Origin of the sequence: Methylobacterium sp. WL116 (assembly GCF_008039455.1) — a bacterium.
In the GTDB taxonomy this organism is placed as follows: Bacteria; Pseudomonadota; Alphaproteobacteria; order Rhizobiales; family Beijerinckiaceae; genus Methylobacterium.
Genome location: NZ_VRUV01000154.1, coordinates 1 through 8,782, shown reverse-complemented (window position 1 = coordinate 8,782; position 8,782 = coordinate 1). Strand labels below are relative to the sequence as shown.

Sequence of the window (8,782 nt, the reverse complement as noted above, 5' to 3'; positions counted from 1 at the left end):
GCGCCGTCTCCGCCGCGACGCCGGCGCCCGCGCCGAGCCTCGTCCAGCCCGAAGCCCCGACCGTGCAGGTGCGGATGACGCGCCGCTCGATGATGCGCCACCACACCATGCGGCGCCACATGATGCGCCGTGGAGGCGGCCGAACCATTGGAATGAAGAAGGGGCTCTAAATTCCAGACGTGGGGCAGCCTGCCGCCCGCATCCTCATTGGCCCGCCCGGCACCAGCCGCGGTGGGCTCTTTCGTTCTCCGTTAACCAGCTCGCGCTGCGATCCGGCCATCGAAGGGGTTCCTCTGGCCCTGACATCACCTCGGCCCGCCCGGCAGCCGCCGTGGCGGGCTTTTTCGTACCTGTACTACCCTTCGCCCGGATACACTCCGGTCGCCCGCCATATGCGAATTCGCAGCAACCGGATCTGGGCGCGCCGCAGCGCCGAGCCGGCATAGCCCTGAAGCGCTGGATCGCCCGGCAGCCTCAGGATTTTGCGGTTGTTCCGGCAGGTCCGGACAGCTCGGGTGCGGTGCCAGGCGATCTGCTCCGCCAGTGAGGCGCAATCATACCAGCGGTAGAAGCCCTCGACGATCTCGCGGATCTCGGGGTCAGCTTCGTCGGTGAGGTCGGGCTTCTCCATCCGCATCGCGGCTTCCCCTGCGATCTCGGCCGGCACACTCGCTTAGCGAGCCTCCACGCGCCAGCGGCTAGCGGGGAAACCTTCGGTTAGGATGAACGTATTTGGCTTGGGGAACTCGTTCGGAAGGTACTAATGGTGCCTTCCCAGATCATGGGAGTGGTTTGGTGGACGGCAGCACGAAGAACGAGGAAGCCGAAGCGATGCGGCTCGGCTCGCAGGCCGGGAAAGACGAGAAGCGCTTTGCGGGCGAATGTCCGTACGATCAGACGGCGTTCGGCCTTCGGTTTGCCTGGCTGGACGGCTTCTCGAAGGGCCGCGTCGAGTTGGAGAAAGCGACAGGGACCGAGCCGGCAACCCGGATCCAATAGCTATCGCTGAACGTCATCGCGTTGGCACATGGATCGCGTAGGCGCTCCGGGTAAGGCGCTTCCGCCTCACGATCATTCCTACCCGAGTCTAACCTCAGCCCGCCCGGCATCCGCCGCGGTGGGCTTTTTCGTGAGTTCGACGGGTTTGCTAAGCGGCTATGTCGCACGCGACCGCAAGCTGATGACGGAGCCCATTCGGCGGGTGTCGAAGGCGCTGCGGGCTTTGAAGGCGGATCGGGTGGTGCGGGGTGTGGCTGACGGACGCGGCAATCGCGTGTGGTCGGCAAGCGAAAAAGCACGATGAACTTGCTCGTTCCGCCTAATCTAGTGATTGGATCCAGACTTCAATTGCGAGCCTTGTGCCTTTTCGTGAAACAAATTGGCGTCAAAAGGAAATGAAGACTGACGATACTGCCCAATCAATAGCGTAACCCAGCCTGAAAGGCCGGCAGCAAGCAGAATATATTTCCAGAGGGCCTCTTTTCTCGCTTTGTCACGATTTTTTTGCGCAATAAGAGTAACGCGATCTTGAGAATTTTTCATTGTAACGAACAAATTTAGTATTCTTTCGTATTCTTCTCCATCAATTCTGTTGTAAATAGCGTCACGCAGTCTATTGCGATCAGCGCGAGACTCCGCAATGCGCTCTTGAATGCCGGCGATCAAACCAAGTACTTTCAAGTATTCTGGAAATATAGTCTGCAATTGCTCCGGTCCGACCTTCTTCTCAATGTCGTCAAACCAACTAGTAACAAAGTTAAGCATTGCATCAATCGCATCATGCTTAGACTTAACGCAATCCTCAGTTGCGTCTGCTACAAAGTTTAGAACTGCAGCTCTTTTATCGAGATTTGTGCCGATATCGAAGTTGAGAACAAGCTCGATAGAGTCGACTATCTTGCGGCCGGCGTACCTTAGCTCAAAAATAGCAGCCGCGACTATTTCATTGCCGCGTACCTGCTCGGCTCGCTTGATGCGCTGCTCGGCAATATTCCACTGCTCGATTAGGCCCACGAGGGACCTATCAATCTCAGGGTCAATCATGGTGTGTGGAGGGAGCCGAACGGAGGGAGCGCGCCTATAGCACTTTAGCGCGCTTTTTGTACACGATCCCGCCACTTCGAGTTGATCGATCGGGCATGTGTCGTTTCGTTGGCCTGCTCTTCGGGCATGAGAATGCGCCCGTTCTGAGCGGAGATATTTCCGCGAGCAAAACGTCCAACAGTCTTTTTGACGACACGGAGCCATTCCGCACGAGCTTCCGCGCGAACCGCTCTGGACACTTGAGCCATAAAAATCCGGCCTACCATCTGACGGTCCTCAAGATGGCGCTGTAACGCCGCCCTGGGAGGGCGGCGCCTACCACAGCCTAGATTTTGGGTCTAGATGCCGCCAGTGGGCGATGCTCGTTGTCCACCGGAGAGGCTGAACTGCAAAGCTTGAAAAACCGTTGCTTTTCTGATGCTTGTGGAAATCCATGCGTCATCAGCACGCGAATGAGATTGGCAACTCTTTTTTAAGCGGTGGCCAAACCACGCTGCCAGTAGCCCTTCCACTGCCGCGAAACCGGGTGCGTCAGGACAGTGTTCGTCGCTATGAGGTACTGGACACCGCTGCCCACGCGGCGGTGATCCTCACGCCTACTGCGCGGCCTCCCACACCGGCACACCGGCACACCGACAGGCCGCCCCGGCCCGCCCCGGCCCGGCCCGGCCCGATGGTAGGTCTGGTTCCCGTACCGGATCCAGGTGTCGCCAATCGCCTCGACGCGGCGGGCGTTGATCATCAGGCAGCCGCAGTAGTCGACGCGGACGACGCCGACGGTCGGATGCACGCCGAACAGGTCGGTGGCCGTCCAGCCCAGGGCGACGTCGTCCTCTCCGAACCGATCGAGGAAGTCGATCGCCGCCTCGCGCATCTCCTGCCAGCGCTGAGCCGAGAACCCCGGACAGGGCGGCACCGTGGGCTTCATGGCCTCAAGGGCATCGCGCCAGGCCTGGACGTCGGAAGGCGTGGTTCGAGGCGGTGCGGGTGATGCCATGGGTCTCGCCGGATGTGGGCCGGCGGGGATAGGAGTGCGGGCGGGGCGGCGCAACGTGGCTGTCGGCCGCCATCACCCCTGCCGCGCTTGTCGGTTGGCGAGGACGTCGGTGAACAGCTTCGACAGCGCGTACCGGCCCGACGCGTCGTAGACCTCGACGCTCCATCGGACCCGTCGCACGGCCTGCTGCCGAGTATTAGGTCGATCGCGACACGCTCGGCTTGGAAGCGCTTCAGCGCTGGATCGGCAGTCGCTTGCCCTGCAGAGGTCGGCCATGAGGTCGAAGCCGTCGGCTCAGGCGGAGCGCTTCAGCCTTCTGAAGGATCTGGCGCTGGTGGGTCGTAGCGCTCCCTGAGCTCGGCGCGCCCGCCTTCGGTGATCCTGTACTCGCTGCAGTCTGTTTTCGGGTCTGTGCGCCCCGTGGCGACGACTAGGCCCAGCACCTCAAGGCGTCTCATGTACGCGGTCACTTTGTAGAAGCTTGCCCCGGTCTGAGCCAAGGTCTGAAGGCGGTAGAGGCTGCCCGGTGGAAGCTTGTGCATCGGTCTGCAGCTCCTGGCTCAGCGCTGCACCGCCTCGATATCGTCCTCGTAGATCGAGTCCGGCTGACAGGCGTGCCACTGCTTCTTCTCGTCGGTTTGGCCTTTGCGACCCCAGCAGTAGCCGGCTTGTGCCAGGCGGCCACTGAGGCGATCTCGGAGACGGCATTGCTCTCTGGCGATGTCGGCATCTCCTGAGCCCTCACACGCCTGCGAGGCCTTCCTTTCAGCCGTCAGCAGTTCCGGGACGGTCGGCATCTGCTGCTGTGCGCTGGCACCTCCGGCCTTGGCGACGAGAGCGAGGGCGATCAGGACTGTGCGCATGCAAGCAGGATAGCCCCAGGGATGGCGTTGTCGAGGCGCGTTGAGAGCACCGAGGTCCGCATCATGGGTCGACGCTCGACCTGATTAACACGCTGGCCTGGAAGCAGCGCGAGGGCGACGCGACTAAGAACGATGGGTTCTACGACCTCGGGAATGCACCTTCTCAGCCAGAGGCGGCGACCTAAGCGTTCCGAAGAGGCGACAGATTGAGACGACGAGCATCTGAGACTCAGATGCTTCTGGCAATCGAAACCCTGGAGTTCAACCTCATCACGCTTGGTGTTGCTCAGGCACGATGAAGCCCTACTGATGGTGGCATCGATTAGCTATTTTCAAGTCGGATCAGGCGCTTGCAGCCTTGTTTTCATCACTCCTCATAGCTTCAGCAACGCTGCTAAACGCTGCAACGAACGCCCACGCATTAGCTTCGCGGATCATATCGAGATCGGTCCGGCTGGCCCCCGGTATCTCAATATCTGACATCTCGACGCTCAGGCTTTGTCCAAGAGCACGGACCCGTACCGGCGACATGCCACACTGCTCGAACACCAGCACCGCTACCGTTTGAATGAGCACCCGCAAGGCTGAGGCCTCAGCATGCTGCTCAACCGCATCCTTATCTATCGCCATGGCCATCCTGCCGACCGGCTCACGTCTGAGTCCAACCGCCGCGACACACATCATGCGTCCCCGCAGACACCTATGCAACTATGGATTGCACGTACTGAGATAGGGTTCAAGCCACAGTTGCTCAAAGATCCTCACTTGAGGCGGATTGGCCGATGACTGTTGGTACCAGCCCGAGGTAACTGAGGCGCATACGGATGCGCCGCCCTGCCGGCTGGGCAGTGGCGAGGGATTGACGTGCTTCGCCACCCAACTGCAATCTCGGCATCAGAGTGAGCTGCGAAGGCGTAGCTCTGACCCACTCGCACTGTGGTCGAAAACAGCGAGAGCCGGCGGCTCGGGTCCTGGAGCGTGGCCGGCCCACAAAAGAAGCTCAGGTCGTTTCAAATAAGCTTTTCCGCGTTCATTCGCCCGACTCGCTTCCGTGAGTGGTGGAACGGGGTGCTACTTTAGCGTGTACCCAGAGGGCCCATCGTACACCGGACGCCAGTAACGCGTTTAAAGCTAACACTGAAAGAAGCCACGTTGCTTCGAGTACGAACAACAGCACAACTGTCTGCGATACGACCTGTAGCAGCGGCAGATGGTGGATTGCACCAGCAACTCCGGACGCCACTGCTACAACAGCCACAACCAGTAACAACATCTGCCAAGAAGCAAACACGCCGCACGCGGTCCCTAGAAACGCAACCAATATGTAAGACATGACTTTTCCGGCGTTTCCCTCTGCCAGAAGCATAAGGATCAATCTGGGATGAACAACAACTGTTTAACAAATTTTTGCAGCAAATAATCCAGTTTGTAACACCCTGCGGTTGCATGCCGCATCCTGTGGCATGCCTTTTTGAAACACAGCATCGATTACAATAATTACACATTCATAGAAAACTTTTTACTGAAATTGTGATAATGTACGCTGTAATTGCCAAAAAGACACCCACCGTCCCGATTGCAAAAAGCACGCATAAGTTGATGCGCAGCGATCGGAAACGATCCTTATTCCCGTTGCCTAAACCTAACGATGAAAGGGCAAAGGTTTTATTTTGTATATTACAGAAAACTCGACGAAATTTTGACATAAGGACCCTTCTGTATCAGTCGCTGCGAAATTATAGTCAGGCCGAAGCCTGTATAGAGTGTCGATCAACACGCAGATCGCGATTGACCACACCCATAGGTATGGGTGTGCTGTTAGAAGAAATCGGACTCCAGGGGCACCTAACGGGAGCGTGCGCAATTTAGTTTCGGGCAGGACGAAAATCTTTCGCGCACTGCTAAGGTTGGCTTTAGAGCTACAACCTCGTGCGAGCTGCACTAATTAGCGCTGATGCAGCGCCGAGGCGGACGGGTATCCCCCGCCACGCAAACGACCGATTATGTGACAGAGGGATCGGACCAGTGCACTCGTCGCGGATGACGCTCCATAACGTCACTATTTTTAAGATCCGCGATCCCATCACTCCGCACAGCTTCAGTGCCTGTGGTGTGATGCCCCTGCCCCTACCGTGCTTCTTGCCGTAGCGCTGCCGTACCTACTGGGCTGTGACCGCTTGCTACCGCCGGTGGCTATCGCGGCACCATGTTGTCGAGGAAGGCACGCCTCACTACATGGCCGTCGATGGAAACCCTTGTTCGTCTCCTGGACCGCCTCAAAGCCCGCCAGCGCGACCTCATCATGAAAGCCGCCCAGTACGACACGATGCCGGCGGACAGTACGCTAAAGCGTATCGCCGAGCTTGAGAACGCTATCGCAGCGGTGGAGGCGGTGGCGGATGAGGAACGAGGTCGGCGGCGGCAGTAGGCCCCAGTAGGACAGCCGCAGGGATAGAGTCGTCGAGCTGTGCAGCGACCGCATCGAGACACGCGTGATGCGACGACGCTTGACCTAATCCACACGCTGGCTTGGGAACAGCGCAAGGGCGACGCCACCAAGAACGATGGCTTCTACGCTCTCGGGAACATGCCTGCGCAGCCGGAGGCGGCGACTTGATGTAAAACCTCGATCGCTCGAAAGGCGGTCAAATCAAGGGAATTTTGCATGAGTCCGATAGAGGTGCTTACCGGAGCGCGTTCGAGAGAAGTGCCTTGGCCTCTCATCGTGGAAGCCCTTCGCAAATTTATGTCAGCGGGCAGCGTCGACGACCAAGGCAGGCCATGGGTCGAAGTAGCTGCACATCTGACCGGCTATACAACAAGCCAGCTTTGGATTAGCATTAGAACATACACATTCATTCAGAATTTTATCAGTCGACATGACTTGCCAGAGCATGCGCTTGATTGGCCCATGTCAAACCTTGAAGTAGTTACCCGTATTGCAAAAGCAAATGAAGATCAGGCCAAAGAAATAATTCGTAGCAGAGACCAATTGACATTGCGTAATTTGCGCAACATGTATGACCAAATTAAAAAAGATCCTACAAGCAAGATTTCTGCAATGAGTGCAGGCCTGAAATCGTCTAAATCTTTTACAGATAATCTGTTCAAAAGCCTATCAGGTAAAAACACTCTCCAACAGATTTTGGGTTTGGCGCAAGACTCGTCTCTTGGCCGACTTAAAGTGTGGCCTGGACGATATCCTCTCTGTCATCCAAATTTCTACGTTGATTTCATAAGCGACGGCAAACTTTGCCTTGCGGCGTTCGAAGGTCTAAAATTTTTTGGAGATATTAATTCGCAAGTTGCAACGAAGGCGACCTTGAAAGCAGCCGTCGAAGCAACGTTTTTTGCTCAGTATTATCTGTGTGCTCCAAGTTGGGTATCAACTGACGATCTTTTACACCTCAGAGATAGACTAGGTCTCTTCAACGTCGGGATCATCAGTGTCGTTGAGGAAAAGGTCGTTGCAGTCGCGCATCCCCTCGGGCCATCCGTGCATGACCGGCAAAGCGTTCTGTTGGAAGACCACGCAATTCGAGCCCGATTGGGGATCACCCCTAGCAAAACGTGAATAAGAAAGGCTTTGCAAAAGCAAAAGGCCCAGCTTCGCAGCTGGGCCTTCAGTAAGTCTCGGATCCCTAGACGAGTATGTGCGCAACCAATCGAGGTCGCGCACATATCTAGTTTACTTAGAAGTCGCGCTGGACGCGGACCTTGGCCTGGAAGACGTCGTCGCTGGTCGCGGTACGGACTGCAAAAGTCCCGTTGTTGATGCCCGCGATGTTGGCATAAGCAGTCGGGCTCTTGTCGGTGTCGATCACGCGACCGTTCTTGACGCCGATCTGGGTGTAGAGACCTTCCACACCGATATCGAGGTCCTTCACCGGTGACCAGATCAAGCTCGCGCCGGCGACGAACTGATAGGTGTCGCGAAGCGCCTGGCTGAGCTGGTAGAACCGGGTGCCGGGCGTGCCGACCGAGTTCGCACCGAAGCCGGTACCACCGGTGAGTGCGAAAGCATCGCCCTGACCGGCGCGGGCGCCGGCCGAGAAGCTCTGCTCGCCGTAGGAGCCAAAGGCGGCCGAACGCAGCTCAGGCGACCAGTAGTGCAGGTACGAGCCGACCACAGTGAAGCTCTCGGACTTCGACATCTGGCCCGTGTAGGGGTTGATCGTCGCGTCGGAGAAGTACTGCGCGAACTTCTGACCCTGGATCGTGGTCGTGCTCTGGGTGTACGAGCCGGTGTACGAGGAGTAGCCGGTGTACATCTGCGCGCCGACGCCGTAGGCGCCCTGCAGGTAGAGGGTATCGCCGGGGGAGATGAACGGCAGGTTGACCTTCACGCCGCCCTGGACCGCGTAGCCGTAGTCGTTGCTGGTATGGGGGATGCTGACGTTGGAACCCGTACCGGTACCGGCGCCGTTGGCGACGTTTCCGACGTTCAGCTCGTGCACCGCGGCGGTGAGCTGGGCGGAGCCCCAGGCCGCGTCGTAGCGCAGGGCGCCGACGAAGTCGGGCATCCGGTTGCGCTCGATGCCATCGACGAAGCTGTAGCGCGACGGGTTCCCCGCAGCATTGTAGCCAATGAAGACCGGGATCGGCGAGTTGGTCTGCCCGAATGCGGCCGCCGACGTGTTGAGCGTCACGTTCGCTGCGTTGGTGGTCGGCGAGAAGATCGGCGAGCGGCGGAAGGTCGGGTCTTCGGCCGAGAGCGTCGCCGAGAAGCCGTTGCCCAGCGTCGCGGTGTACGCGATCAGGTTGGTCGAGGACACGTCGGAGCCGGCGGTGGCGCCGGCCAGCTCGAAGTCGTGAGCGTAGAAGTCGAAGAACGACGAGGCGCGACCGGCGGTGAAGCCCGCGAACTGGATGAAGGCCT

At 58.4% G+C, this 8,782-nt stretch carries 8 protein-coding genes and 1 pseudogene; 3 read left to right on the top strand and 6 right to left on the bottom strand.

Going from position 1 to position 8,782, the window contains the following annotated elements:
- Window positions 1–355 precede the first annotated feature (355 nt).
- On the bottom strand, window positions 356–667 hold the full coding sequence (locus FV223_RS13240) for a hypothetical protein (RefSeq protein ID WP_147727490.1): 312 nt from the start codon (window positions 665–667) through the stop codon (window positions 356–358).
- A gap of 128 nt (window positions 668–795) precedes the next feature.
- Here FV223_RS13240 and FV223_RS13235 point away from each other — a divergent pair, with 128 nt between their 5' ends.
- The gene (locus tag FV223_RS13235; protein ID WP_147727489.1) at window positions 796–999 is read left to right on the top strand and encodes a hypothetical protein; all 204 of its coding nucleotides are present in this window, start codon (window positions 796–798) and stop codon (window positions 997–999) included.
- 324 nt (window positions 1,000–1,323) lie between these two features.
- Here the strand turns inward: FV223_RS13235 and FV223_RS13230 are convergent, their stop codons facing one another.
- From FV223_RS13230 to FV223_RS13210, 4 genes and pseudogenes are all read right to left on the bottom strand, one after another.
- Window positions 1,324–2,013, bottom strand: a complete 690-nt coding sequence (locus FV223_RS13230; RefSeq protein ID WP_147727488.1) for a hypothetical protein — start codon at window positions 2,011–2,013, stop codon at window positions 1,324–1,326.
- Between the two features lie 502 nt (window positions 2,014–2,515).
- Window positions 2,516–2,644 (bottom strand): annotated as a pseudogene (locus FV223_RS31780) (IS1595 family transposase); the annotation flags it as partial.
- A 956-nt stretch (window positions 2,645–3,600) separates the two neighbouring features.
- Window positions 3,601–3,903: a hypothetical protein gene (locus FV223_RS13215; RefSeq protein ID WP_147727485.1), complete on the bottom strand. Its 303-nt coding sequence runs from the start codon at window positions 3,901–3,903 to the stop codon at window positions 3,601–3,603.
- Window positions 3,904–4,245: 342 nt separating this feature from the next.
- Window positions 4,246–4,533 (bottom strand): hypothetical protein, encoded by a 288-nt coding sequence (locus FV223_RS13210; RefSeq protein ID WP_147727484.1) that lies wholly within the window; start codon window positions 4,531–4,533, stop codon window positions 4,246–4,248.
- Between the two features lie 1,615 nt (window positions 4,534–6,148).
- On the opposite strand from FV223_RS13210, the gene FV223_RS13205 reads away from it, so the two are divergent.
- Window positions 6,149–6,331 (top strand): hypothetical protein, encoded by a 183-nt coding sequence (locus FV223_RS13205; protein ID WP_147727483.1) that lies wholly within the window; start codon window positions 6,149–6,151, stop codon window positions 6,329–6,331.
- Between the two features lie 237 nt (window positions 6,332–6,568).
- The gene (locus FV223_RS13200) at window positions 6,569–7,477 is read left to right on the top strand and encodes a hypothetical protein (protein ID WP_147727482.1); all 909 of its coding nucleotides are present in this window, start codon (window positions 6,569–6,571) and stop codon (window positions 7,475–7,477) included.
- A 118-nt stretch (window positions 7,478–7,595) separates the two neighbouring features.
- On the opposite strand, the gene FV223_RS13195 is transcribed toward FV223_RS13200, so the two are convergent.
- The coding region (locus FV223_RS13195; protein ID WP_147727481.1) for a porin at window positions 7,596–8,782 on the bottom strand (1,187 nt) is incomplete at its 5' end.